We start from the raw sequence: 24,535 nt of genomic DNA, 5'->3' as shown, positions 1-24,535 counted from the left end.
ATTGATCCTGATCATGAAGATGATGAAATGCCTGTTGTTCTATTCAAATCACAGACATGGATGATGATGTATTGGAAAAGGCTGGAACGAGCTAGAAGAAATGCGGTTATTCGATGATGGCAGCGGATTTAATTTGCGCCCAGACTTTATCACCGACAGAAACGCCGAGATGATGAAATGAGCGTGAGGTAAGACGGCTAAGTAGAAAATTAGCGCCGATCTTAAGTCTCACTAATAAGATGGCTGGATGATCACCAGCGCCGACTTCTTCGATGATGGCCTCGATTGTATTGGCAATACTGGAATCTTTATCAGGAGATAGGGTGAGACTGACATCGCGAGCCAGTACTTGCAGACGTACCTGACTGCCGATAACAAAATTCATATCTCTAACCCACATGCTGCCACCCTCAAACGCAGCCTCAGCAAGGTGCCATTCAGACTGAAGTTGTTCAATCCTGGCTTCAATGATGACGCTAGCTTGCTCATCCATTTGTGAAGATAAATCCAGCCGGGAGAGTGTGTGATTGAGCGGGCCAGTAGCTTCAACCCGACCTTCTTTTAGTAACACGATATGATCTGCTAATCGCGCAACTTCAGTGGGGGAGTGACTCACATATATCACCGGCATTTTAAGTGTGTCATGCAGCTTTTCTAAAAAAGGCAAAAACTCACGTTTTCTGGCTACATCCAGTGCCGCTAATGGTTCATCCATCAATAAGAGTTTTGGGTTCACTGCCAGGCTGCGTGCTATGGCAACCCGTTGTTTTTCACCACCGGATAATTTGGCAGGTTTGCGGTCAAGTAAGTGTGCAATGCCTAATAACTCAATGGCTTTATCCAGTGAAAATTCATGGTTGTTTTGTTTTCTACGTTTAAACGCATAGTTCAAATTGGCCATCACACTGAGATGAGGGAATAAAGACGACTCCTGAAATACATAGGCAATCGGACGCTGGTGAGGTGGAATAAAGGTGTTGTCATCCTGCCAGACGTTGCCATCAAAGACGAATTTGCCCTTGGCTTTTTCCAGACCGGCAATACAACGTAGGATGGTGGATTTTCCCGAACCGGACGGGCCAAACAAAGCTGTGACACCTTGATCAGGAATGGTCAGATCAATATCCAGCGTAAAGCCCGGATGTTGAAGATAAAAACGCGTTTCGATGCCAGACTTGCTCATGCGAGTTTTCTTTTATTGGGGTTAAACAGGTAGAGCAATAACAAAGTGACAAATGAAAACGCAATCATAATCGCCGATAGCTCCCATGCCTGCCCGTACTCTAAGGCTTCGACATAATCATAAATCTGCACAGAGACAACCCGTGTAACGTCGGGAATATTGCCACCAATCATTAACACCACACCAAACTCACCAACGGTGTGAGCAAAGCCAAGAATGCCGCCGGTTAAAAATCCAGGTATGGCAAGCGGCAAGGCAATAGTGAAAAAGCGATCGAGCGGACTGGCGCCCAGTGTGGCAGCGGCTTCCAGATAATGTTCATTAATATTTTCAAAGGCCAACTGTATCGGTTGCACCACAAAAGGCAGGGAATAAAAGATGGACGCAATCACCAGTCCGCTAAAGGTAAAAGGTAAGGTGCCCAAACCAAGTGCCTGCGTCAATTGCCCCACCGGACCTTCAGGACCCATGGCGACCAATAAATAAAAACCGATAACCGACGGTGGTAAGACTATCGGCATTGCCACCAATGCCTCAATAGCTACTTTGGCACGACAACGGGTGCGAGCCAGCCACCACGCGATAGGTGTACTGATTAGTAACAGCAAAATAGTCACGATACTAGCCAGTTTCGCCGTCAGTAAAATAGCAGTGAGATTCGCGTCGCTGAACATGATGTCTTAGGTTAATTTGGACTTAGTGTGAGTAACCATAGGATTCGATAATCGCCAGGGCTTTGTCAGATTTAAGGTAGTCAAGCAGGGCTTTTGCCGCGTCATTTTGTTCTGCTTTTTTGAGTAAGACGGCATCCTGACGAATAGGCGAATACAGGTCTTTAGGCACAATCCAGCCGGAGCCAGAACTTAGCTTGCCTTGCTTCATGACCTGTGACAAAGCCACAAAACCCAGCTGTGCATTATGTGTGGTGACAAATTGATACGCCTGAGCAATATTTTCTCCCATCACAATTTTTTTAGCGACATCCTCATAAACACCCAGATTCTTTAATGTTTCGATGGCAGCCGTGCCATAAGGCGCAAGCTTGGGATTAGCTAAAGACAGATGTTTAAATTGACCGTTTGTTAACACGTCTGGACTCTGACTATCGACAAAATCCGCTTTGGGTGACCATAAAATCAATGCGCCCTGAGCATAAGTAAAACGAGTGTCTTTGACACTGAGACCAGCTTCTTCAAGGGCTAATGGTTTGGCGGCATCGGCAGAGAGAAAGACATCAAAAGGCGCACCATTTTTTATCTGGGCAAAAAACTTACCGGATGAGGCAAAAGACAGCATCGTGTTATTACCCGTCTCTTTATCAAAGGCAGCAGCAATTTCCTGCATAGGTTCGGTGAAATTGGCTGCCACCGCCACCATCACGGTTTGCGCCTGAACATTACCAAGAGCAAATAAAAAGAAAAGGGTGGTAAGAAGTTTTTGTAATGGTTTCATTGTGATATCTCAGTATTAACTCGCAACAGCAACGATAACGTTGGACGCTTTAATTAATGCCGTGACCTGTGTCTCCGGTTTGAGATTCAGTTCATGGGCACTCTCATTAGTGATGGTGGCAGCCAGTGTTTTGCCCCCGTTGAGTTCAATAATGACTTCTGTATTGATCGCGCCCTCATGACAGCGTGCAACTTTGCCTGTGAGCTTATTGCGGGCACTGGTTTTTATCTGATGGTCTAAGGTCAGAATGATCCACGAGGCTTTAATCATCGCATAGGCTTCTGTACCTTGCTCAAGCCCCAAATGTTCAAGACTGTCGGACGTAATATTAGCAACAATTTCATCGTGACCACCGATATCCAAAATCACTTCGTTTAAAATCTCGCCTTGTTTGATTGTTTTCACTTTGCCAAGAAACTGATTACGGGCACTGGTTTTCAAATCAAACCTCCTGATGAGTTGATAGTAGGTGTCAAAGTCATCTACCACATCATTTAATTGCAGCAGAACGCGTTCACGTTCTTCATCTAGCCGACGAAATGTGCCGATAAGCCGACGGCCATGATCAGTCAACTTGGCTCCACCCCCATCACGCCCACCTTTGCGACGTTCTACCAGAGGACTGTCGGTCATATTATTAATAGCTTCAACAGCATCCCAGGCGGTTTTATAGGTCATACCTAATGCTGTTGCTGCGGCGCGAATTGAACCTGTGACATCAATCTGCTCCAACAACGCCATATGATCGTATTTACGACCACGACTGAATAAAGCCGATGTGGTGTCTGCATGTGGTTCAGTCATGTGATTTTTATTGTCTCTAAATACCGATAGTAGGTATAACTATATATCGGTATGAGAAACACTACAATCTCAGCTTTAATGCATTGCGTGATTTGTAATAGCTTCAAAAATGAGAGAACTAAAAATGATGTGGTTATCTGCAATAGTGCAGAGAATCATGATGGATACATCATCAGCTTTTTATCATTGAATGCTTCTGAATGTTGCTCAACAGTTAAAACTATGGAATATTGACCTAATATCAATAGATTGCATTGCGATTTAAACATCAGCTTGTTAAAGGATTTAAAGGAACATAGAAATGGATGCTTCAATATGAATATCGCTTTTTCTCCGAAATACTCTGACTTCCAAGAGAATCAAAATATAGCTCTACTTTTCCAGCCCATTCCAACTTTTTGGCTCTATTTTCCAAAAAAATTAATCGTCGTTTCTTTTTTAATCAAATGCTTAGAAATTTTAAAATGGAATTATAAAGTGACTTCTTTAATATTTATTATGAAGCCACAGGCTTCATAAAAGACACTGTTATGTGTAAAAGAGTGCCATGAAAGAACACCACTGCGTCACACCGGAAGGCGAGCACTTTCTTATTCGGCAGGACGAGGAAGGCGTTTTTTTGTGCCCTGTGTGTGGAAGCCCGGAGTTCACTTCACCTCCTTACTATCCTGACGGTGCTCCCTCCTTTCAGATGTGCTCTTGTGGCTTTGAGTTCGGTTTTGATGATTCCAGGTCGGCCACTCGGGATGCCGTTGAGGGCATCGTTAACAACTGGGATCGGTGGCGTATCTACGTTATTCAGTCAAGACGCACCAGCAAAGCGGCACTGGAAGAGCTTGAGGCCAACCTTCGCAAAATCGGGTACAAGTTGGCATTTGACCTGATACCGGTGTGTATCGATGACAACACATAACAAGGCAATCAAGGTTGTTCCGGGCCGTTGGCCCTACACCGGACGGCCTTGTCAGGCCGCCGCTTATTGCTGGCGTTAGCACTACAAAACGATGAACGAAGAATTACTCATAGATATGTCAGGAATCATGGATGAAGAAACGTTCCATGAGTACGTATCCAAGAAACTCAATTTTCCTGGGTACTATGGCTACAACCTAAATGCATTCTGGGATTGCATCACGGATGAAGATCAATCATCTATGCCTCGGAAACTAGTAGTTGAGGGCTTGGCTGCACTCAAAAGTTTTCTTCCTGAGCTACATGATGGCTTTGTCGAGTGCTTACGAGACTACGAAAAAGAGTATCCCGATCGTGAAGTTGTATTTCGGCAGGATAGTCCATCGAGCGAAGGGATAGAGTTCGAAAATGAATAGTAATCAAGTAGCAAGCACCAGTGCTAACAAGGCCAGCCAGAGGGACCAAAAAACCGCCGCTTCGCTCTGGTTTTTCGGCCCCTGCTGGCGGCGTTAAAAGCCTTCTGGGTGGTAAAAGATGAGTCAGGAAGATAAAGATAGTCTTGGACGTGAGGCCGGAGCTATTCAGGATTTGCTGGTGGATAAGGTTCTTGCTCGTGTGATGAGGCCGAGAATCCATGAGGTTGTATTGGAGTTTTCGGATGGTACTCGCTTTTTCGTAGACACCCAGGCTGGCAGTGCCCTCGAATTTTCCGTTACCGGGGGAGAAAGTGAAGATTAAACTCCGAGCCATGTCGGCTTCTAACAATCCGCATCAGTACGCGGCCGATGGCCGCTGTGCTCCGCGTTAGATTTTTAAATATGCAATACAAGCAGCCATATAAAGAACGCCTTAAGGAGCATGTTTTTTATTTAGGTAAATTACTTTTTTGGATGTTTATTACCGGCTGTATGGTGTTCTGGATATACACAAAGTACTCAAATACGGATGTTGTGTTGTTGTGGTTTGGGCTGGCACTCTCATTAATAATGATGATTGCTGGCATGGTGCTCGTACTTAATAACTACATTCCTTTCGTGCTTTACACCAGCAGTGAGGATAGCCTTGAGGTTGAGGGTAATAACTTGTGGATTCATTCGACAAAAAAGGGTGGTTCTAAAGTTTCATTCCCGTTAAACAGAGTGGTTACCTTTAATCATTTCACTCAGCGCAATAATGCGATAGAGCTTATTACAGTTCAGGGTGATGAACTATTCTTGGAAGGATACGAACACATGGAAGAACTCATTAGAGAGCTAGTTCAGAGTCCAGCAGGTAAACATTATGCTCTCAAAAATTGAGTCAAAATCTAACAAAACACTGCAGCCGACCGCTAACGCGTCGGCTGAATAGAAGCGTTAACCCTCTATGATTATCGAGCATTATCAAGAGTTCAGAGAACTAGAAGAAAAGGGACTGAAGAAGCAGGCATCAAAGGCGCTACGTGACTTTATTTCATCATTCGAAAATGGACGAGAGAGAGAAGAATGGGTTTGGGAGTTTCTGCCTACATTACAAACAAATAGGCATTCAAGAATTCGTCATGAAATATTTCATGAACTGGTATACCCAATTTTAAAATCCGGCTACGAGAACAATGACTTTGATAGTACTCTTTGGCTGGGTAAGCTTGCACAAAACATATATCAGGCCCAGCAACTCCACCAAGAGCTAAATTGGGTCAGTGAGTTGAGTTTATATAGCAAAAGCCATGAACTTGATCCAAACAACGATGAAGCTAGGTTGCTTTTGCTCAAGGCTTTAGTCTCGTGGTTAGAATACTCCGAGCACGAATGGCCAAGTGGGATTTTGTATGGCAATAATGGTGCTACTTTTGAGCAGTGTGAAGAAATAAGCGCTGAGGTTCAAAGAGTTCTAAAACTGGATAAAGAGTTTGCACACAGTGAGTTCATCAAACAGTATGTTAAGAAGCTCAGCGAATATCGAGCTAGGTTTAACAAGTAAAGGCAGTCGGAAAACCAAAAGCTACGTTTCACTTCGCTTTTGTTTTTTTGCTGCTTCAGTCGTTATGTGAACTAAACATTAAAAGTAAAATATGAATAACAAGCCACAATACCCCATAACTATTTTCTATCGTGATTTAGGTGACTGGGTAGAAAACAATCAAGGGGGCAGCCAACTTGATTATTTTCATAGGTTAGAAAGTTTTGTTCTACAGATGAAACCGGATAATCAAAGCGCTAGAACATTTGAAACTTGAGAATGAGTCGGAAAAATAAGTCTGTCCCTTTTCTCATCTGCTTATATCGAGTCAGTTAAACGTTATCTGCGTATTTTTATGAACGTTGATGTTAAGCCGTTTCGCCATGCGGATAAGGTTTGAACGATCCATCTGCAACTGTTTTGCCGCATGTGCCCAGTTACCATCGGCTTGTTGTAATGCGTGGGCGATGATTCTTTTTTGAAAGGCTTCCGTCGCGGTTTTTAAACTCATATTGGGCAGGCTGTTAGCTGGGTTAGTATCCACCTCAGGTAAGTTGCCTACGGGTTTTTCAGACGTAATTTCAAGTAACTCAGAAGTGAGTGACACAATCGCCTGATGAGGTGATATGGCTTTTGCTCTTAATGCTGCCCGGCTGATCACATGTTCCAGCTCACGTACATTGCCAGGCCAGGAATAATTAAGCAGGCTGGTGTTGGCTTCTGACGTTAATCGAAGCTGGCGGATATTTAATTGGCGACTGATGCGTTCGAGAAAATATCCGGCCAAAAGCAACACGTCTTCTCCACGATCTTTCAGGCTGGGAAGGTGAATGGGGTACACCATCAGACGATGATAAAGGTCGGAGCGGAACTGTTCATTCTCGACTTCTTTTTCCAGATTTCTATTAGTGGCAGCAATAATGCGTACATCCACATGTTCGACTTTGTCTTGGCCGACAGGTTGAATCTCGCCCGACTGCAACACCCGTAATAATTTGCTTTGTGTGCTGAGGGGTAACTCACCGACCTCATCCAGAAACAAAGTGCCACCATTAGCTAACTGAAACTTACCAGCACGGGCTTTATCTGCACCGGTAAACGCGCCTTTGGTGTGGCCAAATAACTCACTTTCAACCAATGACTCTGGCAGGGAAGCACAGTTCAAATACACTAGCGGAGCCGTTTTACGATCTGAAAGTTGATGTATTTTCCTGGCTACCAGTTCTTTGCCGACGCCGGTTTCGCCAGTAATCAGTACGGTGAAATTGGAGCCTGAGACCAGTTCGATATTGTTTTTCAGCGTTTGCATCACCGGGCTTTGCCCAATAATCTCGCCGCCGTCTTTTAATAAGGCTTCCTGAGTTAACTCTTTGACGACTTCTTGGGCATGATGGGCACTTAACTCCAGCTTTTTGAACTCTAATGCCGTTTTTAAAGTAGCAGCGGATAAAGCGGTGATTAATTCCAGCGTTTTTAATTCGATGTCATCAAAAGCATGTGGTTTAAAGCTATCTAAAGTGACAACACCAATAAGCTGATTGTCTGAATACAGGGGTAAGCCCATACAGGAATGAATGGGTAAGTTACCTAATTGAGATACCAACAAACCATCATAGGGATCGGGTAAATCACAGTCGTTAGCAAATAACAGAGGTTTGTTTGACTCACAGATATGTTGAAGTCGTGGGTGTTCTGCAAGTAAAAAGCGCCTGCCTAATACGTCTGACGATAATCCCTGCATGGCTAATGGGGTCAGCATGCCATCACGAAAGCCGAGTAATACCACAGCATCACAGGATATGGCTTTTCTTATCGAGCCTAACAGGCGATCAAACCGGTCTCCGGTATTTAAACTGTTAGCTAAGTCCAGGGCGACTTCCACTAAAAGGTGATGGCTGTTTAATGACATTAGGCTGTTCTTTTTAATCAGGTTATAAAAACATGAGTAGGTCAATATGACTTAATGTTATGTAGGTCAAAACGACACGTTTGATAAATTATATATGACTAAGTGATTGAATTATATAAGCAGGTTTATCTGGCATAGCTTCTGCAATGTGTGAGTAGCAATACATAAAAACAGCACAGCGAGGACAACATGTTAGATACACGCACTATTCAAATCGTAAAAAGCACCATTCCCTTACTGGAAGGGGCCGGCACAGCGGTCACTGATCATTTTTATCAGCGTATGTTTACGGCTAACCCAGAGCTAAAAGATATCTTTAACTTGAGCAATCAAAAAAGCGGTCGTCAGCAATTTGCGTTGTTTAGCGCGGTTGCGGCTTATGCCAAATACATTGATAACCTGGCTGAGCTAGGTGATTTGGTCGAGCGCATCGCACAGAAACACACCAGTTTTGATATTCAGCCTGAGCAATATCAGATTGTTGGTCATCATCTGATTGAAACCTTACGAGAGTTAGCGCCCGATGAGTTTACCGATGATGTGGCTGAAGCCTGGATAAAAGCCTATCAGTTATTGGCAACGGTATTAATCGACCGTGAAAAAGCGCTTTATCAATACAGTAGAGAAGAGCAGGGTGGCTGGACCGGACCTAGAGCGTTTCGAGTCAAAGACAAAAACAAAGAGTCTGAGTTAGTGACCAGTTTTATTTTTGAACCGGTGGATGGACAGCCGATAAGACAGTATCAGCCGGGCCAGTATATTGCTGTCAGGGTGAAACCTGATAATGCCGAGCATGTTGAGATTCGCCAATATTCACTCTCAGATAAATATCATCCTGATCATTACCGCATTAGTGTGAAGCGTGAGCGTTCTCCTATAAAAGGTATGGTGTCTAATCATCTGCATGATGAGGTGGAAGTGGGGGACACAGTTGAATTAATGCCACCGGCGGGCGCTTTCTTTTTAACCCAACCCAGCAGACCGGTGATGTTGATTTCTGGCGGAGTTGGCTTAACGCCAATGATGTCTATGCTGGAGACATTAGTTAGTGATGAAGCTTATCAGCACGATATTTTCTTTTTACATACCTGCAAAAACGCTCAGCAACATTCATTTAAGCAGCGTTTGGCGGCGTTGAAAATGACGCGGCCTAATCTGCATGAGTTTTATTGGTATAGCGAAGAAACCCATGTGTCAGATGATATCAATTTAGGCTTGATGGATATCAACCTGCTCAGAGACATAGTCGATTTCAATAATGTCGATGTGTATCTGTGCGGCCCACTGGAGTTTATGCGCTTTGTACGCTTGCAACTGCATGTGAATGGTGTGCCTTCTGAGCGTATTCATTTTGAAACATTCGGCCCACATGACGAGATTATTTAACCTCACCCAACAGCTGAGCCCGAAAGGGCTCGCTGTTTTATCTTTTGGTATCTGTTTATGCCTATAAAATCCTGCCGTGCGTTTTTTTCACAGCCTGTGTTCGATCTCGCTTTCAGGCCTTTATTTTTATTGGCTAGTCTGTTTGGCATCATCGCTCTGCTTTATTGGGGAGGTGTATGGAATGGTTGGGTAAATCCGAGTAATGCATTGCCGGCCACACTCTGGCATGGTCATGAAATGATGTTTGGTTTTGTCGGTGCGGTGTTGGTTGGCTTTTTATTAACGGCCGTCCAAACCTGGACAGGTTTACGCTCCATTTATGGTAAGCAATGTGCTTTATTAGTCGGTTGTTGGCTTGTAGGCCGTATTGCGATGTGGCCAGCAGTTAGCTTGCCATCCTGGTTAGTGCTATTGCTGGATAGCAGTTTTTTTATTTATGCAGCTATTTTCTTAGCCAAATTGATTTATCAAAAGAAACAAACGCGTAATTACTTTGCAGTCCTAGTGTTGCTGCTACTGATTTTTACTAATATTAATTTCCATCTATCCAATCAGTTGCAGCAGTTTGAAACGGCAAGCAACAGTCTTTATTCAGCCGTATTTCTGATTACGCTGATGATGGCAGTCATTGGTGGCCGTATTATTCCGATGTTTACGGCTAACACCACGCAGATTCCAGCCAGACCTCGTTGGATATGGCTGGACAGGACAGCGCTGTTTTCTGTCTGGTTAATTGTGGCGGTGTTTTTCCTGCAATTACAAACGTGGATACCGGCTGGTGTTCTGGCCGTAATGCTAGTGATATCAGCATGTCTCACTGCAATAAGGTGTGCTTGCTGGCGGTTTTTTACTACCTTATCTCACCCGTTATTATGGTCATTACACTTGAGTTACTGGTGTATTCCTCTTGGGTTTAGTCTGCTGGCCTATCATTATGCAGGTGGTGATATCAGCATGAATGATGCCCTACATACGTTAACGGTCGGCGGCATGGGCGGACTTATTTTAAGCATGATGTCACGAGTCTCACTCGGTCATACTGGCAGACCCATTATCGCGTCTTCAAAGATTAAAATCGCTTTCATCTGCGTGTTGATAGCCGGCTTAGTGAGAACACTGATGTTTACCATCTTTTCAGCCAGTTTATTGAGTCTATGGCTCAGTATTCTGCTATGGGTGTTGGCATACAGTATTTTTCTGTATCAATACACGCCCATTTTATTCGCCGAGAGAAAGGGGTGAGCTCGATAAAACCTGTTGCTATATGAGGATGATTTAAATAGGTATAATTTATGCCTATTTTGTATCCCGTGATTTTAATTTATGAAGCATGCTTTAAAACGACTTATGCTATGGCTGGGGATTGAGAAAAACAGAACCAGCCATAGTGAAAAAGTGATCTCAGCATTCGGGGCGATGGTCGGTATTCTAGTGACCATTCTGATGACAAAATGGCTGTCACAGCATATTGCAATCAGTGCGGGTTCAGAGTTATTGATTATTGCCTCTTTTGGTGCCACTGCCGTATTGGTGTTTGCTGTCCCTCATGGTGCCTTATCACAACCATGGCAAGTGATTGCAGGTCATCTAATCTCTGCCGCCGTGGGTGTGACCTGCCAATATCTTCTTGGTGCCACGCCACTCGCAGCCGCTATTGCCGTGGGTTTGGCGGTGGGGCTGATGTATTACACCCGTTGCATACATCCACCAGGTGGTGCCACTGCTTTAAATGCTGTTATGGGCGGGGCTGGTATTACACAACTGGGCTACAGCTATTTGCTCTTCCCTGTGTTGGTGAATGTCATCGCTATCCTCATGGTGGCGATTATCTTTAATGCCTTATTTCACTGGCGACGCTACCCAGTCCATTTATCCAGGCAGACTAAAGAAGCTACTCATGTAAATTTACCATCGGAAGACGTTGCTCTGACTACCGAAGACTTTAATGCCGCTATTCGCGAGATGGATTCCTTTGTGGATTTAACCGAAGAAGGCTTAAGTGAACTCCTCGAAAAAGCCAAACAAAATGCCTTACTGCATATCGAGCATCCAGAAAAAATCAGCACAGGCAAGTTCTACAGCAATGGCAAAATTGGTCACACATGGGCTGTTCGCCGCGTGATAGATGAAGGCAAAGAAGGCAGTAAAAATGATGTGGTTATCTACAAAAACGTAGCCGGTAATGACCTATACAACACTGGAATGCTAGAACGCGAAGCCTTCCGTCAATGGGCCAAATTTGAAGTCTACGAACAAAATGGCCGCTGGTTGAGATTGAGCTAGCGAACATCACATATTTATCGCTCGATCCTTCTGAATGTTGCTCAACAATTAAAACTATGAAATATTGACCTAATATCAATAGATTGCATTGCGATTTAAACATCAGTTTGTAAAGGATTTAAAGGGACATAGAATATGGAGCGTTCAATATGAATATCGCTTTTTCTCAGAGAAATATTCATTTCCAAGAGAATCAAAATATGGCTCTATTTTCCCAGCCCATTTCAACTTTTTGGCTCTGTTTTTCAAAAAAATTAATCACATTTTTATTAACAATCAAATGCTTGAAAATATTAAGTCGGAATTATGAAGCCACAGGCTTCATAAAAGACACTGTTAAAGCCTCTTAGAGTGTGCCATGTCAAAGAAGAAAAAAGTGACTGATGGAAAGCAAGGGTTAGTGGTAGGCACCACACCTGATAGATATCGTCTCGTTGATAACCGATTGATGAAACCTGTTTGCCACCAATCATATGAAGGCGATGCACTAAAAGGCAGTATGCTCATTCAGGATATTGATAAGGTATCCCTGAACAAAAAGAGCAATATCACTTACTTTGTACCAAACAACATAGCTCTGCTCCTTTCTGTGAGTGATAAGTCACTACAAGAAGCGAAGAAAATACACTCGAAGTATTTTTCTAATAAAGAAATAGAACTCGACTTGGCGAAAATGACTGGGGATCGAAAGGAGATGATGGACAATGCATCTTCTTTGGTTTGCGATTTCCTTGAAAGCATCCAAACATCGATTGTGTTCGGTTATACCGCATTAGAAGCATTCGTGAATTTGAGCATCCCTGATAACTACGAATACACCGCTGAAAAAAATAGTAAAGGTATATCTGAAATCTATGACAAAAAAGCGATTGAGCGCTGGTTGCCACTTAGAACCAAAGTGAAGTCAATCCTTACAGGAATCTATAACACAAACAAAATTGACTCTCAAAAGTGGTGGGGGAATTTCCTAAATTTAGAATCGTATAGAAACGAGATTATTCACCAAAAGAGTATTTCTCACACGGAGTTCTATAAGGTCTATTTTAAACCAAGTATCTTCAGCGTATGCAGATCACCAGTTGAGCTAATTACCTTCTTTCATGACTCACACGCCGAAGAGAATAAAACAAACCCATTATGGCCTTGGCTAGAGGGTTTGGAAACGCTCCCCATAAATAGAGAGTATGACTCAAGTAAATTTGAAGTTATAGGTAACATGTATGAAGGCATCAAAAAATAGCTTTAACAAGCGCATGTTGTCGGACTGGTTTTCCGCTGCGCTCCAAACCAGCCGCAAATGCGGGCGTTATGTGTAAATAATCATGAAAGCTTTGACATCTATTCTTAAAGTGTCTTTTCAGAACTTAGTCATTGTCATGGCTTGGTTGTTGTTGGCACCATTTGTAGCAATGGTCATTAACCCGTTGCCATGGTGGCTCTTCGGGATCATATTCATTTTCCTTTGTGCCATTTATTTTTTGCTATTGTTTTATTCCAATGCAGAGCTATTTAAATGGGTAAAAAATGATTATGTATGGTCTCTTAGCATTGGTTGCTTCACATTATTTTTTTTCGTCATACCCTCAATGATGTGGGTTAGTCACAACAATATTTATGCGGTTATAAAAAGTGCAATCACATAAAAAGCTGTTCAAGTTCACTCCGGCCGCAAAAAAGCGCAGCCTCCGCGGGACAATCTACACTGCATTTCGGTTGCCCCATAGCAAGGCGTTATGTGTCATAGGCATAGAGCATGAGTAGGTTTCTAAAATTGATATTTATCGCTGCGCCTTTTGTAGTGGTGTATTTTTTTAGCCTTCTATTTATAGTTATAGGTTTATCCGACGCGGAAGCAGTAAGTTTAGAAATCCCGCTGTTGGCATCAGTATCTGCTGTTTTTTCCGTTCTAGTTGTTACATGGGCATCCGGCTTTTGGGGACGCTGGTGGTTCCCAGTATCATTTGCTTTGATTCCATTTACGATATTTTTAGATTTCATTGTGTCATCAACAATAGGTGTACGTCCCATGCTCGTTACATTGTCTTGTATCGTAACTTTGTCAGTCTATGGCACTGTAAAGGGTGTCACACATAATAAATCAAAGCAGCAAGGGGCTACGGACGGGACGTGCTAACGAGCACCCCTGTTTGAGGCGTTATAGAAATCAAGAGAGAATCAAGGGGTCAGCAAACTTGATTTATCATTTATTAGGTACTGTTTTCTGTTTTGACTAATAGTCATTAATTGGCAAGGATGAAGTTCATAAAATGAATATCAAAAAGTTTCTATTAGCGATTGCTCTAAGCGTAGGGCTAAGTAGTTGTGTTTCTGCGCCTAAGAATATCTCAACTGGTCAATCATTGTCGGAGGGAGAGGGGATAGTTGTTACTAAGCTACGATCAAACTGGAAAGGTTACGACAATCCACTTTTAGCCAATCTTGAATTTATTTTTGGCAAGGCTGATTTAAATGTAAATAGTGGTAAGTTTGTAATGACTAGGTCAAATGATTTAAAAGTCATCATACTACCGGTTGGAAACTATAGATGGTCGCATCTTGGTTTTGGAAACAGACGGCTCGATTTCGACCGGACATATGGCTTTAAGGTTGAACCGGGTACTATTTTATACATTGGTGATCTTAATTCAGAGCTTGAACTAGGTGCCTTTAGTGCTGCAGGTAAATTTTGGGTTACGAACGATACGGCAAATATAAAAAAAGAGCTGGAAAATCTGTATCCAGATCTAATGAAAAAATATCCCTTTATAGAAAGAATGACGGTTCTTAATGCTCAATAGCTTAAGTGTTCTCCAAATAAACAGAAACAGTAAACTTGATTGTCTCCTTGGGTTAACAGGTTGCTTAGGGATGCTCTAAATCAAGGGGTCAGCAAACTTAATTTTTTCCTATTAGTTATCAACGCATACACCTCATCAATTTACTAAATGAAACTCATCACTGAGCTCTCAGTCTGTACTCCTCTAAACACCAATTTCCCACGGAGGAGGAGAATCTATGGAGTATATTGGCCCCATCAGCTCTGCTGTTATGGCCATTATTTGGCTTGTCTATTTACAGTTAATTCTTAGTCAATATCGCCGTAATAATCGGCCATATCTTATTTTTCACCATGCTCAAAATGAAAACCCTGATGCTTTATGTTTATTAGTGAATATGGGGGAGCGACCTGTTCATGTAGTTTGCGTACAAGCGGTGATAAAAATGACGTCCGGGGAGGAGCATAAGCTTGCTGTGACGGAATTTGAACGCATAAACGTGACCGAGCAGGACGTTCAGCAAACCTTACGTCAAGGGCCATTGCTGAATGGCGGTTATCTGATTTTAGGTACGTTTCGAGATATTATTGAAAAGACTCAAAATGAAATAGGTTTAAACGCTTCACTGGAAGACGTTGAATGCCTGGAGTTGAGTGCGGCAGTGATTCATGCACCGAGTAAACACCCTGTTGGGGCGAAACGAGCATTTGTGCTGAAGCACAATACGGGCACTTGCGTTTATCCAAAAGATATTAATACAAGGCAGATGGTAAAACGTAAAGACAAACAAGAAGTCGCGAAGTAGATAGAGTCAGAGCTTCACCCACGTGATAATAATGATAAAAGCAGTGTTGAGTAGCAATCTGACAGAGCTTTTTATGATGCATAATTCCTGGAAATTTGATAGTTCTCTCATGATTCCTGATAGAAAGGTGAAACTTAGTTGAAATTTAGGTCTAATGAAACTTGTTGGAAGTTAAGTCGATGAGTGAGTATGAGGATTTTGGAATAGTCAAACTCCAAAAGGCTAACGCCAACTCCTTCAGCGAGTTCAAAGTTGCTCTTCAAAGCTCTTTTTGGGTTGCGGCGGAAGCGGACTTAGGTCACCCGCTTGAGGAGCCAATTCCTTCTGATGAAGACATTGAGCGTTCTGTTAAGGGTGAGGGAGCTGTCACCTACTGGATAATGGTCAATGATCAGCGTGTTGGAGGCGCGGTTGTGGTAATCGACGAAACAAGCAATCGAAACTCGTTGTCGTTTTTCTTCATCTCGACCGATTGGCAGAGTCGGGGGCTAGGGCTCCAAGCCTGGAAAGCGATCGAAAGAGAATACCCAAGCACCAAAACCTGGGAAACCGTTACTCCGTATTTTGAGAAACGTAACATTCACTTTTACGTTAATAGATGTGGCTTCAAGATTGTTGAGTTTTACAACAAGTTCCATCCCGATCCTAATCAGCGAGGAGATCAGGTTCATCAAGGAGGGGAGGAAGATGAGATGTTCAGGTTTATGAAGGTTATGGAGGCAGAAAATACTTGATTTTGAAAGACTAGGAAAAAGCTATGTGCCAAACAACGTTTTCAACCAGACTTAATTGAGCCTCTCGCCCTTATTTGCCAAGCCGTGCGAACCTAACGCCGTGCCTATCGGTAAATACGGAAAAGCAATTCGTTGGCTCATTATCGTTTAGCTTGATTTCTATATTTAAAGCTTAAGTTAGCATATGCTTTGCTCTTTTAACCATTACGTTATTAGCTCTTCATTAGAGGTTGATTGTAAATCAGGGTAGGGAATTAATTGTATGAAAACCAATGGTATAGCTTCTAACTTTGATTACTCAGAAGAAACACTCACCTTGGAACAAGTTGGTGAGTTATCGGGTGACATTTTGCTTGAGTTTGGTGCGCCCTGGTGTGGGCATTGTCAGGCAGCAAGTGCGGCAATAAACGAAGTCGTCAATGAGCATGCCGATCTGAGCCATATCAAAATCTATGATGGAAAGGGCAAACGACTGGGGCGTGGGTTTAAAGTCAAGCTCTGGCCGACGTTGATACTACTGCATGATGGACAGGAAGTAGGCCGCTTGGTGCGGCCATTACGTGCTGACGAGGTTCGTGACTTAATGTCAAAACTCCGCTGATGCTGTTACATGGTAGATGTTTTTTCTGCTTGTTTGTCTCGCATCAACCACTCATTCAGCCAATCAATTCCACCTGCAGTAACAATCGCTTCACCTGACATCAAATCATCAAGATTTTTGATATGTTTCTGATAAACCGCCATTTCCGTTTTGGGTATGGATTTCAGCATCGGTATTTTGGCGGTGATGGGGTTAACGGGTTTGTCATTGATGTGCAGTTCATAATGTAAATGTGGGCCAGTACTTCTGCCGGTGTTACCTGACAATGCAATGACTTGACCACGCGATACTTTTTGGCCTTTGCGAACAAGAATTTTGCTTAGGTGTAGGTATCTCGTCGAAAAGGCGCCAAACTCTTTAATCACCACATATTTTCCTGCATAGCGATGTGTTGCAACACGCAATACGACACCATCACCCGTTGAGATCACCTTAGTGCCAACAGGGGTGGCGAAATCAACACCGTTATGAGGGGAGATTCTTTTTGTCACAGGGTTTAAGCGGCGAGGATTAAAGGAGGAACTGATTCTGAACCGTTTTTCTGTTGGATAGCGAAGCAGTGCCGGGGTGAGGTTCTCACCATTTTTATCGTAGTAAATGCCATCGGTGTGCAGATAAGCACTTAGGTCAACTTTCTTACCATTAAAACGGATAGCAACAACGGTGTTATTGCCAATAGGCGTGTCATCGATGGTTTCTCGTTCCATCACCACCTGGAATTCATCACCTGCACGCAGATCTCGGCGGAAATTAATTTTGCTTTGCAGTAATTTTCTCACTGTCATGATGGTTTTATCAGTGAGGCCAGCATCGACAGCAGAAAGATAAAAACTGCCTTCAATCGTGCCTTTTAACACTTCTGTTTGCCATGATGTGGGTGTTAATTTCTCATCGTGAATGAAGTTGTTGTCATCACTTCTTTGATAAATGACCGTCTTTTTGGGATCAACTACCAGGGCTAACTCGGTGAGGTTCTGTTCTTTATCTAAAGTAAAGATAAGTTGCTGGTCAGGATGTAAGACATCTGCATCGAGATACGCTTCATCGGCTTCGAGTATGTTGTAGAGCGTATTGATAGGAATGTTTAACTGATTGAATATCGTTTCAAGACTATCACCGTCTTTTACCGTATAGCGTATATCCTGAGGTTGAGGCTCTACAGGCTCAGCAGAAACTGGCTGTGAGTTCTCATCAGTGATGTGATTATTATCTGTATGAATCGTCGTACTATCACTTGCAGCTATTTCAGCAGGCTTACTGTTATCTGATGTTATTTCTGTTACTCCAGCATTGTCACCTGGCTTATCACTAAAGAAATAGTTAAGAAGAGCAATCAATAAGATGATGAGTCCGACAAGGGTTACAGGCTTAGCATATGGACTAGGTGGGATTTGCTTCATAACGAATATTCATGATCAAAAAAATAGCTGGGAATATATCATATAATGAATTTATTAAATATGATATATCATATCAATAAGTATTTGTGTTAGTTGAAGTTTTTAGAACTAACTACTCGTGTAAAAGAGATGAATAGACAGACCATTGTTTATTTGTTTTGTTCTCGAGGATTTGAAAAAAATAGGGTTTGAACTAATGGTTCGTATGAGTCGTGACTGCAATAGATTTATTGCGTGTTATAAGAATGATCAGATAGAGAGATAGTGAGCTATTTGAGAAATGGAATATTTACGATGCAGAAATAAAAAAGCCTCAAAGATTGCTCTTTGAGGCTTTCAATATTCTTTGGCTCCCCGAGCTGGACTCGAACCAGCGACCCAATGATTAACAGTTATATAACCCCACATGGGTAACTTTTTAAAAATTCTCAAAATATTAACATTGACAGTGGTTTATGGAAAAATGTTGTTAAAGGTTATTCATTTTAAATCACCTTAAATACTTGTAAATCACGACAAGAAGTTACACTGGAGTTACACTGAGGATTAGCATGACAAATAAAATTACATTTACACAGGCCCGTCTAAAAAATATTCCACCCCCTGATTTAGGTAGGGTCGATTACGTTGATAGCGAGCAATCTAAACTTATCTTTCGTATCAGTCATACTGGTAATCGTTCTTTTATGGTCAGGAAAAGAGCTAATGGCAAGTTACGGAATATAACAATAGGGAAGTTTTCAGATTGGAATGTTAAAGATGCCCGCATCGAAGCTCAACGTATTTTGCTTGAGCTGGCTCGAAACGAAGATCCCATATCTAATAAGAGAAAAATGCGAGCGAGAAAAACAACCTTAGATGAGTTGCTGACGCTTTATTTAGATAATCGCTCACTAAAGCCTAAAACAATAGAAGACTATCAGTACAAAATACATAAATATCTTTCTGACTGGTTGCAAAAGCCTGTTGTCGAGATAACCACACATGATGTTCAAAAAAAATTCAAAGAGCTAAGCATGATCGGTGAAACAACTGCAAATGCCACTATGCGAGTGTTTCGTTTATTGATGCTGCATGCTGTTGCTTTGGAATTGATCCAGGAGTCTCCTACAAAAGTATTAAAAAACGCTCGACTTTGGCATAAAAATAAACGTTCAAAACGGGTTATACCAAGTACTAAGTTAGGTGAATGGTTGGGAGCCGTTCATGAATTAAACTCACAATCAGCAAAAACATATTTTTTGATGCTCTTGTACATGGGCGTCAGGAGTTCAAGTGCCCTAAATTTGAGATGGGATAAGGTCAACTTTAGAGAAAAAGCGGCTGTTTTTAATACTAAAAATAATACTGATGTCATGTTACCCATACCAGAACCTCTCCTTCCTGCTTTAAAAAAGCTTTACAAAGATACGGGTGAGGGTGATTTTGTTTTTCCTAGTAGGTTTGATGAAAGCAAGACTATGTGGACACCAAAAAAGCATATAGATGCAATTAGTCAAAAGATTAATCTTACGTTTAGTAGCCATGATTGCCGAAGAACATTTGCAACTCTAGCTGAAGCGTGCGGTTTGCCCACGACAATGATAAAAAGAATGTTAGACCATGTGACAGATAGTGATGTAACGGGTGGATATATCATCACTGAGCAAGATACGTTGAGAAAGGCATTTAATCAGGTTGCAGAATTAATAAAGACACTTGCTAAAGATGCAGGATAAAGTCAAATAGCGATAATTCATCTGATGTTATTAGGTACCTATATCTATTTATAGTGCCTGGGAATAATGTCCAACCTTGTAATCATTTTGCCTTTCTCTAGATTGTTGGCTAAAGTTTTGTAATTACTCTTTTGACAAAAACTATTTTCTTGAGTTGAAGTTTTGCATTAAATTCATAATGTGTAATCAATCACAGATTCATAAAAAAAGGATTTAGGAGTGTTGTTTATTTTTATCTCGTAATGTTAAGTTGAGTTAAGAATGAAATAGGGAATTATTCAGTATGGATACTGGACTCAACACATTAGTGGCCCTCGCCCGCTTTCACCAGCTTCCTGCTGAGTCTGAGCAGCTTTCACATGAGTATGGACAGCCTGGAGAGCACTTTACTGATACCCAAATACTCCAAGCAGCTAAAGCACTAACGTTAAAAGCTAAAAAACTTTCACTGTCTTTTTCTGAGCTCAATAACGGCTTATTACCGGCTATTGCAAAAGCAAAAGATGGCAGTTATTTCATTCTCGCCAAGGTCTCAGAAAAAAGCCAACAAGACGATAATGTATCCACGTCAGGTGTGCTTATTCAGGATTTACGTGATAAGGCGCCTAAGACGTTAACGCGATTTGAACTTGAGGTCTTATGGTCTGGGGAAGTGATAGCCCTCACCCGACGACAAGGCTTGGGTGATAGTCTTCAACAAGCCTTTGATATCTCCTGGTTCATTCCTTCTCTGGTTAAATACCGAAAACTTTTCTCCGAAGTCATTATAGCCTCCTTCTTTTTACAACTCTTTGCCTTAGTAACCCCCTTATTTTTCCAAGTTGTGATGGATAAAGTCTTGGTCCATCGTGGCTTTACAACCTTAGATGTCCTAGCCGTAGGTTTCTTTGTCGTTGTAGTGTTTGAGTCACTATTGGGCGGTATTCGTAATTATATTTTCAGTCATACCACTAACCGAGTGGATGTCGAGCTCGGCTCACGACTATTTCATCATTTGATGTCACTGCCTTTAGCCTATTTTGAGTCTCGGCAGGTAGGGCAAAATGTGGCTCGGGTCAGGGAGCTCGATACGATTCGTAATTTTATTACGGGGACAGCTCTAACCTTACTTATCGATTTGTTTTTTGTTTTCGTTTTTCTCGCTGTAATGTGGTACTACAGCCCAACGCTCACATGGATAGTGCTGGCCACCATTCCTTGTTATGTCATTCTTTCAATCTTTATTACGCCAATTTTACGTAAAAGGCTGGATGAAAAATTTAAACATGGCGCAGCCAATACTGCTTTTCTAACCGAGTCCATCACTGGGATTGGGACTGTAAAGTCTATGGCTGTTGAGCCACAAATGCGGCGTAAACTAGAAGATCACCTTTCAAGTTATGTGCATTCCTCTTTTAAAAGTCAGAACCTTAATAACGTCGCGAATCAGGTAGCGGGTCTTATTAATAAGTTGATGACCCTAGGTATTATCTGGGTGGGCGCCCATCTCGTTATGGACAATAAATTAACGGTGGGGCAGTTAATTGCCTTTAATATGTTGGCTGGACGCGTCAGTGGCCCGATATTAAAGCTGGTGCAACTTTGGCAAGACTTCCAACAAGCCGGTATTTCAATTAAACGGTTGGGCGATATTCTTAACACGCCAAGAGAGCCAGGCTTTAACCCCAATCGTTCACGTCTTCCTACTCTGCAAGGTGCAGTCACAATAGAGCATGTTCGTTTTCGTTACTGTAATGATGGGCCTACCATTTTGGATGATATTAGCTTACAGGTGAAACCTGGCGAAGTGATTGGTATCGTGGGTCGAAGCGGCAGTGGTAAGAGCACGATTACCAAACTGGTGCAGCGCCTATATATCCCAGAAGGTGGCAGGGTATTGATAGATGGTGTGGATTTGTCCGTGGTTGATACCGTTTGGCTACGCAAACAAATTGGCGTTGTGCTTCAGGAAAACTTTCTATTTAACCGAACCATTCGTGAAAATATTGCCTTAAGTGACCCGTCCATTCCCATGGAACGGGTTATCCAAGCGGCAAAAATGGCTGGAGCACATGAGTTTATCGTTGATTTACCAGAAGGCTATGACAACTTAGTCGGTGAACAAGGCAGCAATCTATCTGGTGGTCAGCGTCAACGGCTGGCCATTGCCAGAGCCTTAATCAATAACCCAAGAATACTTATCTTTGATGAAGCCACCAGCGCCTTAGATTATGAATCTGAACGATTAGTACAAGATAACATGGCAAAAATTTGCCAAGGACGTACCGTTTTTATTATTGCTCATAGATTAACGACCGTGAGGCAATGTCATCGCATTATTGTGATGGATAAAGGCCGTATCGTTGAACAAGGGAATCATGATGCCCTGATTGCTCAAAATGGTTATTATGCAAAATTGCATAGCTATCAGAGTCATACTCCTAACTTACACCCGGTTACTTCTCAAAAAACGACAAAAGCAGAAGGCTTTGCCTCATGAGGTGGCTCAGTGTTTTGACAGATGCCTGGCAAAACCGCCATGCGATGGGCGACTCCAATAAGACTCGAGAACTCGCGGCGTTTCTACCCGCGGCATTAGAAATTCAGGAAGCACCGCCTCACCCTATCGCGAAATGGTTAGCCAGAAGTCTTATTGTGCTTTTAGTGATTGCCATTATCTGGGCGTGTGTGGGGGAAATTAACATTGTGGCGAGCGCCGAAGGCAAAATTATCCCCAGCAATCGAGTGAAACAGATTCAACCACTAGAAAAATCAGTGGTGAAAAAAATTCTGATTCATGAAGGTGAGCATGTCGAAAAAGGCCAGGCTCTGATTGAACTCGATAGCACGCTGACCGGTGCTGATAAAAAGAGACTGACGTATGAACGGCATAGTGCTGCCATGCAGTTAGCACTAAAGCAAGCGTTACTAAAACGCTTAAGTCTGCCACCACAAAGCCCTGTCGAACAATCTACTTTGGTCTTACCAGCAGGCACAAATGAAACCGATCAAGTTCTCTATCAACAGCTTCTCATTCAACAATGGCAAGAATATGAGAGTCAGCGAAGTAGCCTGAATAACACTTTAAGAAAAACGCGTTATGAGCAAGCAGCAAGTCAAGAAATCATTAAAAAGCTTGAGCAAACCCTACCGATTATTAAAAAGCGAGCTCAAAAATTACAAAAACTACATGAGAAAAACTATGTATCTGAGACCGAATATTTAGAGCTTGAACAGCAACGTATCGAACAAAGACAAGATTTGGCTGCAGAAAGACAGCGACTTAATCAACTCAAAGAAGCTGAGTCGGAAGTGAAACACCAATTACAAACGCTCACGGCGCAAACCACCTCGCAAACACTACAAGACATGGCGGAAGTGCAGAGGCAAATTGCTTCGTTGGATGAAGAGCTGACTAAAGCCACTGATTTAAATAATAAACAAATACTCTATGCTCCCGTTGCAGGCCAGGTTCAAGAGCTAGCGATTAATACTGTGGGTGATGTTGTCACTGAAGCACAGCAACTCATGTTAATCGTACCAAGTGAAGAACAGCTGGAAGTGGAGGTCTTTCTTGAAAACAAAGATATTGGCTTTGTTCATGAGGGTATGCCAGCAGAACTTAAAATCCACACCTTTCCCTTTACCAAATATGGCGTGATTGATGGTGAAGTCACCACTGTTTCAGATGATGCCACGGTTGATGAGCAACGTGGCTTGATTTATGGCATGCATCTTTTGATGAAAAAAAACACGATATGGGTAGATAACAAAGAAGTCAGGTTAATGCCTGGTATGGCGGTGACAGCTGAAGTCAAAACGGGGACACGGCGGATTATTGAGTTTTTCTTGGCGCCATTGTTGAGACATGGGAATGAGAGTTTGAGGGAGAGATGAATGACAAATAACCATCAATGGCGTAAAGCAATAGTTTTCTTACTATTTTTTTTCATACTACTTGTCATATTTGGACTAATTTTAAAGCAACAAACTAATAAATTTCTTGATACTGGCGTGGGCGCATCCTCAGATATAAGTGAGGTAGACCTATATATTGCTGACAAACACTTTGTAATACCTAAAAACTATATTTGGTCAAAAACGGATTGGGGTGGGGGGATACGCACAGGTGTAAACCTACATACAGTTTTACCCAATATGGAAGGTTATAGTAAAGACAATAAAAAGGCTTTTATGCCTGGTTCAAATGACATGATTAGCTTTCAAGTCCGTGCAAAGGGCCTCCCAAAGCTGAATCCGCCTGTAAATATGACGATGAAACAATTCTACACTGATAGTGTTATTTACAATGGGAATGTTATTAAAGAAGTAGAGCTTAAAAATGGGTTGATACGCCAGTTTATATCTGATGCAAGATTAGTGAAAGACAGTGAAATTAACAAGCCATACGACTTGCATAAAGATTATGAAATATATCGAGGAAAAGATGAAGAACACTTTTATTGGGTGCGATGTGATCCAGATGCATCTGTGCTCTATCCATCATGTCAGACTATTTTATTCTACTCATCACATATTTTAGTTAGGTACACGTTTTCAAAGAAAAATCTCTCAAAATGGAAAGTCATAGAGAAGAAAATCGTTCGTCTTATTTCAGCTTTTGATACATCAAATAGACAAGGAAATTAGT

Annotated in this window: 24 protein-coding genes; 17 read left to right on the top strand and 7 right to left on the bottom strand. The window is 42.1% G+C overall.

The window, feature by feature from the left end; all coding sequences use genetic code 11:
• Positions 1-106 precede the first annotated feature (106 nt).
• Genes modC through MAMP_RS08710 form a run of 4 tightly spaced genes read right to left on the bottom strand, consistent with a single transcriptional unit; the run spans position 107 to position 3,439 of the window.
• A complete protein-coding gene (modC, locus tag MAMP_RS08725) occupies positions 107-1,183 on the bottom strand; it encodes a molybdenum ABC transporter ATP-binding protein (protein WP_007145654.1) in 1,077 nt (358 codons plus the stop codon).
• Complete coding sequence (modB, locus tag MAMP_RS08720) at positions 1,180-1,857, bottom strand: molybdate ABC transporter permease subunit (protein WP_007145653.1); 678 nt, start codon at positions 1,855-1,857, stop codon at positions 1,180-1,182. The genes modC and modB overlap by 4 nt, the downstream gene beginning before the upstream one ends.
• Before the next feature lie 22 nt (positions 1,858-1,879).
• On the bottom strand, positions 1,880-2,635 hold the full coding sequence (modA, locus tag MAMP_RS08715) for a molybdate ABC transporter substrate-binding protein (protein ID WP_007145652.1): 756 nt from the start codon (positions 2,633-2,635) through the stop codon (positions 1,880-1,882).
• A 15-nt stretch (positions 2,636-2,650) separates the two neighbouring features.
• The gene (locus MAMP_RS08710; protein WP_007145651.1) at positions 2,651-3,439 is read right to left on the bottom strand and encodes a TOBE domain-containing protein; all 789 of its coding nucleotides are present in this window, start codon (positions 3,437-3,439) and stop codon (positions 2,651-2,653) included.
• Between the two features lie 547 nt (positions 3,440-3,986).
• On the opposite strand from MAMP_RS08710, the gene MAMP_RS08700 reads away from it, so the two are divergent.
• The 5 genes from MAMP_RS08700 to MAMP_RS08680 all read left to right on the top strand — a co-directional run bounded on the left by MAMP_RS08700 (position 3,987) and on the right by MAMP_RS08680 (position 6,313).
• Positions 3,987-4,352 carry a hypothetical protein gene (locus tag MAMP_RS08700; RefSeq protein WP_040576258.1) on the top strand — a complete coding sequence of 122 codons (366 nt, stop codon included), beginning with the start codon at positions 3,987-3,989 and terminating at the stop codon, positions 4,350-4,352.
• Positions 4,353-4,443: 91 nt separating this feature from the next.
• A complete protein-coding gene (locus MAMP_RS08695) occupies positions 4,444-4,767 on the top strand; it encodes a barstar family protein (protein WP_040576257.1) in 324 nt (107 codons plus the stop codon).
• A 118-nt stretch (positions 4,768-4,885) separates the two neighbouring features.
• Positions 4,886-5,089 (top strand): hypothetical protein, encoded by a 204-nt coding sequence (locus MAMP_RS08690; RefSeq protein ID WP_007145649.1) that lies wholly within the window; start codon positions 4,886-4,888, stop codon positions 5,087-5,089.
• Positions 5,090-5,169: 80 nt separating this feature from the next.
• Positions 5,170-5,649 (top strand): hypothetical protein, encoded by a 480-nt coding sequence (locus tag MAMP_RS08685; RefSeq protein ID WP_007145648.1) that lies wholly within the window; start codon positions 5,170-5,172, stop codon positions 5,647-5,649.
• Between the two features lie 67 nt (positions 5,650-5,716).
• Positions 5,717-6,313 carry a hypothetical protein gene (locus MAMP_RS08680; RefSeq protein ID WP_007145647.1) on the top strand — a complete coding sequence of 199 codons (597 nt, stop codon included), beginning with the start codon at positions 5,717-5,719 and terminating at the stop codon, positions 6,311-6,313.
• Positions 6,314-6,620: 307 nt separating this feature from the next.
• On the opposite strand, the gene norR is transcribed toward MAMP_RS08680, so the two are convergent.
• Positions 6,621-8,201 carry a nitric oxide reductase transcriptional regulator NorR gene (gene norR, locus MAMP_RS08675; protein WP_007145644.1) on the bottom strand — a complete coding sequence of 527 codons (1,581 nt, stop codon included), beginning with the start codon at positions 8,199-8,201 and terminating at the stop codon, positions 6,621-6,623.
• A 189-nt stretch (positions 8,202-8,390) separates the two neighbouring features.
• Between norR and hmpA the strand changes: the two genes are divergently transcribed.
• The 4 genes from hmpA (at position 8,391) to MAMP_RS08650 (ending at position 13,110) form a co-directional block, all read left to right on the top strand.
• Positions 8,391-9,587 carry an NO-inducible flavohemoprotein gene (gene hmpA, locus MAMP_RS08670; protein ID WP_007145643.1) on the top strand — a complete coding sequence of 399 codons (1,197 nt, stop codon included), beginning with the start codon at positions 8,391-8,393 and terminating at the stop codon, positions 9,585-9,587.
• Between the two features lie 57 nt (positions 9,588-9,644).
• Positions 9,645-10,829, top strand: a complete 1,185-nt coding sequence (locus MAMP_RS08665; RefSeq protein WP_007145642.1) for an NnrS family protein — start codon at positions 9,645-9,647, stop codon at positions 10,827-10,829.
• Between the two features lie 81 nt (positions 10,830-10,910).
• Entirely contained in the window at positions 10,911-11,870 is a 960-nt protein-coding gene (locus MAMP_RS08660) for an HPP family protein (RefSeq protein ID WP_007145641.1), read from the top strand.
• Positions 11,871-12,228: 358 nt separating this feature from the next.
• Positions 12,229-13,110 (top strand): hypothetical protein, encoded by an 882-nt coding sequence (locus tag MAMP_RS08650; protein WP_007145640.1) that lies wholly within the window; start codon positions 12,229-12,231, stop codon positions 13,108-13,110.
• A gap of 491 nt (positions 13,111-13,601) precedes the next feature.
• On the opposite strand, the gene MAMP_RS08640 is transcribed toward MAMP_RS08650, so the two are convergent.
• Positions 13,602-13,898, bottom strand: a complete 297-nt coding sequence (locus tag MAMP_RS08640) for a hypothetical protein (protein ID WP_040576253.1) — start codon at positions 13,896-13,898, stop codon at positions 13,602-13,604.
• A 239-nt stretch (positions 13,899-14,137) separates the two neighbouring features.
• On the opposite strand from MAMP_RS08640, the gene MAMP_RS08635 reads away from it, so the two are divergent.
• From MAMP_RS08635 to MAMP_RS08620, 4 genes are all read left to right on the top strand, one after another.
• Complete coding sequence (locus MAMP_RS08635) at positions 14,138-14,668, top strand: hypothetical protein (protein WP_007145638.1); 531 nt, start codon at positions 14,138-14,140, stop codon at positions 14,666-14,668.
• A gap of 217 nt (positions 14,669-14,885) precedes the next feature.
• Positions 14,886-15,452 (top strand): hypothetical protein, encoded by a 567-nt coding sequence (locus MAMP_RS08630; RefSeq protein ID WP_007145637.1) that lies wholly within the window; start codon positions 14,886-14,888, stop codon positions 15,450-15,452.
• A 179-nt stretch (positions 15,453-15,631) separates the two neighbouring features.
• Complete coding sequence (locus MAMP_RS08625; protein WP_007145636.1) at positions 15,632-16,186, top strand: GNAT family N-acetyltransferase; 555 nt, start codon at positions 15,632-15,634, stop codon at positions 16,184-16,186.
• Between the two features lie 262 nt (positions 16,187-16,448).
• Positions 16,449-16,787, top strand: a complete 339-nt coding sequence (locus MAMP_RS08620; RefSeq protein WP_007145635.1) for a thioredoxin family protein — start codon at positions 16,449-16,451, stop codon at positions 16,785-16,787.
• A 5-nt stretch (positions 16,788-16,792) separates the two neighbouring features.
• Here the strand turns inward: MAMP_RS08620 and mepM are convergent, their stop codons facing one another.
• Positions 16,793-18,187: a murein DD-endopeptidase MepM gene (gene mepM, locus MAMP_RS08615; RefSeq protein ID WP_007145634.1), complete on the bottom strand. Its 1,395-nt coding sequence runs from the start codon at positions 18,185-18,187 to the stop codon at positions 16,793-16,795.
• A 551-nt stretch (positions 18,188-18,738) separates the two neighbouring features.
• On the opposite strand from mepM, the gene MAMP_RS08610 reads away from it, so the two are divergent.
• The 4 genes from MAMP_RS08610 (at position 18,739) to MAMP_RS08595 (ending at position 24,534) form a co-directional block, all read left to right on the top strand.
• Positions 18,739-19,905: a tyrosine-type recombinase/integrase gene (locus tag MAMP_RS08610; protein ID WP_007145633.1), complete on the top strand. Its 1,167-nt coding sequence runs from the start codon at positions 18,739-18,741 to the stop codon at positions 19,903-19,905.
• Positions 19,906-20,188: 283 nt separating this feature from the next.
• Complete coding sequence (locus MAMP_RS08605; RefSeq protein ID WP_007145632.1) at positions 20,189-22,384, top strand: type I secretion system permease/ATPase; 2,196 nt, start codon at positions 20,189-20,191, stop codon at positions 22,382-22,384.
• Positions 22,381-23,781, top strand: coding sequence for an HlyD family type I secretion periplasmic adaptor subunit (locus tag MAMP_RS08600; protein WP_040576252.1), 1,401 nt, complete (start codon positions 22,381-22,383; stop codon positions 23,779-23,781). Before MAMP_RS08605 ends, MAMP_RS08600 begins: the two co-directional genes overlap by 4 nt.
• A complete protein-coding gene (locus MAMP_RS08595) occupies positions 23,782-24,534 on the top strand; it encodes a hypothetical protein (protein WP_007145630.1) in 753 nt (250 codons plus the stop codon).
• Position 24,535 lies beyond the last annotated feature (1 nt).

It is taken from the genome of Methylophaga thalassica MP, assembly GCF_000214595.1.
GTDB classification, from domain to species: Bacteria; Pseudomonadota; Gammaproteobacteria; order Nitrosococcales; family Methylophagaceae; genus Methylophaga; species Methylophaga thalassica.
The sequence above is the reverse complement of the archived record's forward strand: the minus strand, read 5'-3'. Positions and strand labels throughout refer to the sequence as shown.

What these genes read in the sequence shown, in the direction of transcription:
- MAMP_RS08630 (WP_007145637.1), top strand. Translation starts at nt 14,886, where the DNA reads ATGGAGTATATTGGCCCCATCAGCTCTGCTGTTATGGCCATTATTTGG.
- MAMP_RS08685 (WP_007145648.1), top strand. Translation starts at nt 5,170, where the DNA reads ATGCAATACAAGCAGCCATATAAAGAACGCCTTAAGGAGCATGTTTTT.
- MAMP_RS08710 (WP_007145651.1), bottom strand. Translation starts at nt 3,439, where the DNA reads ATGACTGAACCACATGCAGACACCACATCGGCTTTATTCAGTCGTGGT.
- MAMP_RS08695 (WP_040576257.1), top strand. Translation starts at nt 4,444, where the DNA reads ATGAACGAAGAATTACTCATAGATATGTCAGGAATCATGGATGAAGAA.
- MAMP_RS08625 (WP_007145636.1), top strand. Translation starts at nt 15,632, where the DNA reads ATGAGTGAGTATGAGGATTTTGGAATAGTCAAACTCCAAAAGGCTAAC.
- modC (WP_007145654.1), bottom strand. Translation starts at nt 1,183, where the DNA reads ATGAGCAAGTCTGGCATCGAAACGCGTTTTTATCTTCAACATCCGGGC.
- MAMP_RS08600 (WP_040576252.1), top strand. Translation starts at nt 22,381, where the DNA reads ATGAGGTGGCTCAGTGTTTTGACAGATGCCTGGCAAAACCGCCATGCG.
- mepM (WP_007145634.1), bottom strand. Translation starts at nt 18,187, where the DNA reads ATGAAGCAAATCCCACCTAGTCCATATGCTAAGCCTGTAACCCTTGTC.
- MAMP_RS08620 (WP_007145635.1), top strand. Translation starts at nt 16,449, where the DNA reads ATGAAAACCAATGGTATAGCTTCTAACTTTGATTACTCAGAAGAAACA.
- MAMP_RS08665 (WP_007145642.1), top strand. Translation starts at nt 9,645, where the DNA reads ATGCCTATAAAATCCTGCCGTGCGTTTTTTTCACAGCCTGTGTTCGAT.
- MAMP_RS08595 (WP_007145630.1), top strand. Translation starts at nt 23,782, where the DNA reads ATGACAAATAACCATCAATGGCGTAAAGCAATAGTTTTCTTACTATTT.
- MAMP_RS08680 (WP_007145647.1), top strand. Translation starts at nt 5,717, where the DNA reads ATGATTATCGAGCATTATCAAGAGTTCAGAGAACTAGAAGAAAAGGGA.
- MAMP_RS08650 (WP_007145640.1), top strand. Translation starts at nt 12,229, where the DNA reads ATGTCAAAGAAGAAAAAAGTGACTGATGGAAAGCAAGGGTTAGTGGTA.
- hmpA (WP_007145643.1), top strand. Translation starts at nt 8,391, where the DNA reads ATGTTAGATACACGCACTATTCAAATCGTAAAAAGCACCATTCCCTTA.
- MAMP_RS08610 (WP_007145633.1), top strand. Translation starts at nt 18,739, where the DNA reads ATGACAAATAAAATTACATTTACACAGGCCCGTCTAAAAAATATTCCA.
- MAMP_RS08605 (WP_007145632.1), top strand. Translation starts at nt 20,189, where the DNA reads ATGGATACTGGACTCAACACATTAGTGGCCCTCGCCCGCTTTCACCAG.
- MAMP_RS08635 (WP_007145638.1), top strand. Translation starts at nt 14,138, where the DNA reads ATGAATATCAAAAAGTTTCTATTAGCGATTGCTCTAAGCGTAGGGCTA.
- MAMP_RS08640 (WP_040576253.1), bottom strand. Translation starts at nt 13,898, where the DNA reads ATGGGACGTACACCTATTGTTGATGACACAATGAAATCTAAAAATATC.
- modB (WP_007145653.1), bottom strand. Translation starts at nt 1,857, where the DNA reads ATGTTCAGCGACGCGAATCTCACTGCTATTTTACTGACGGCGAAACTG.
- modA (WP_007145652.1), bottom strand. Translation starts at nt 2,635, where the DNA reads ATGAAACCATTACAAAAACTTCTTACCACCCTTTTCTTTTTATTTGCT.
- norR (WP_007145644.1), bottom strand. Translation starts at nt 8,201, where the DNA reads ATGTCATTAAACAGCCATCACCTTTTAGTGGAAGTCGCCCTGGACTTA.
- MAMP_RS08690 (WP_007145649.1), top strand. Translation starts at nt 4,886, where the DNA reads ATGAGTCAGGAAGATAAAGATAGTCTTGGACGTGAGGCCGGAGCTATT.
- MAMP_RS08660 (WP_007145641.1), top strand. Translation starts at nt 10,911, where the DNA reads ATGAAGCATGCTTTAAAACGACTTATGCTATGGCTGGGGATTGAGAAA.
- MAMP_RS08700 (WP_040576258.1), top strand. Translation starts at nt 3,987, where the DNA reads ATGAAAGAACACCACTGCGTCACACCGGAAGGCGAGCACTTTCTTATT.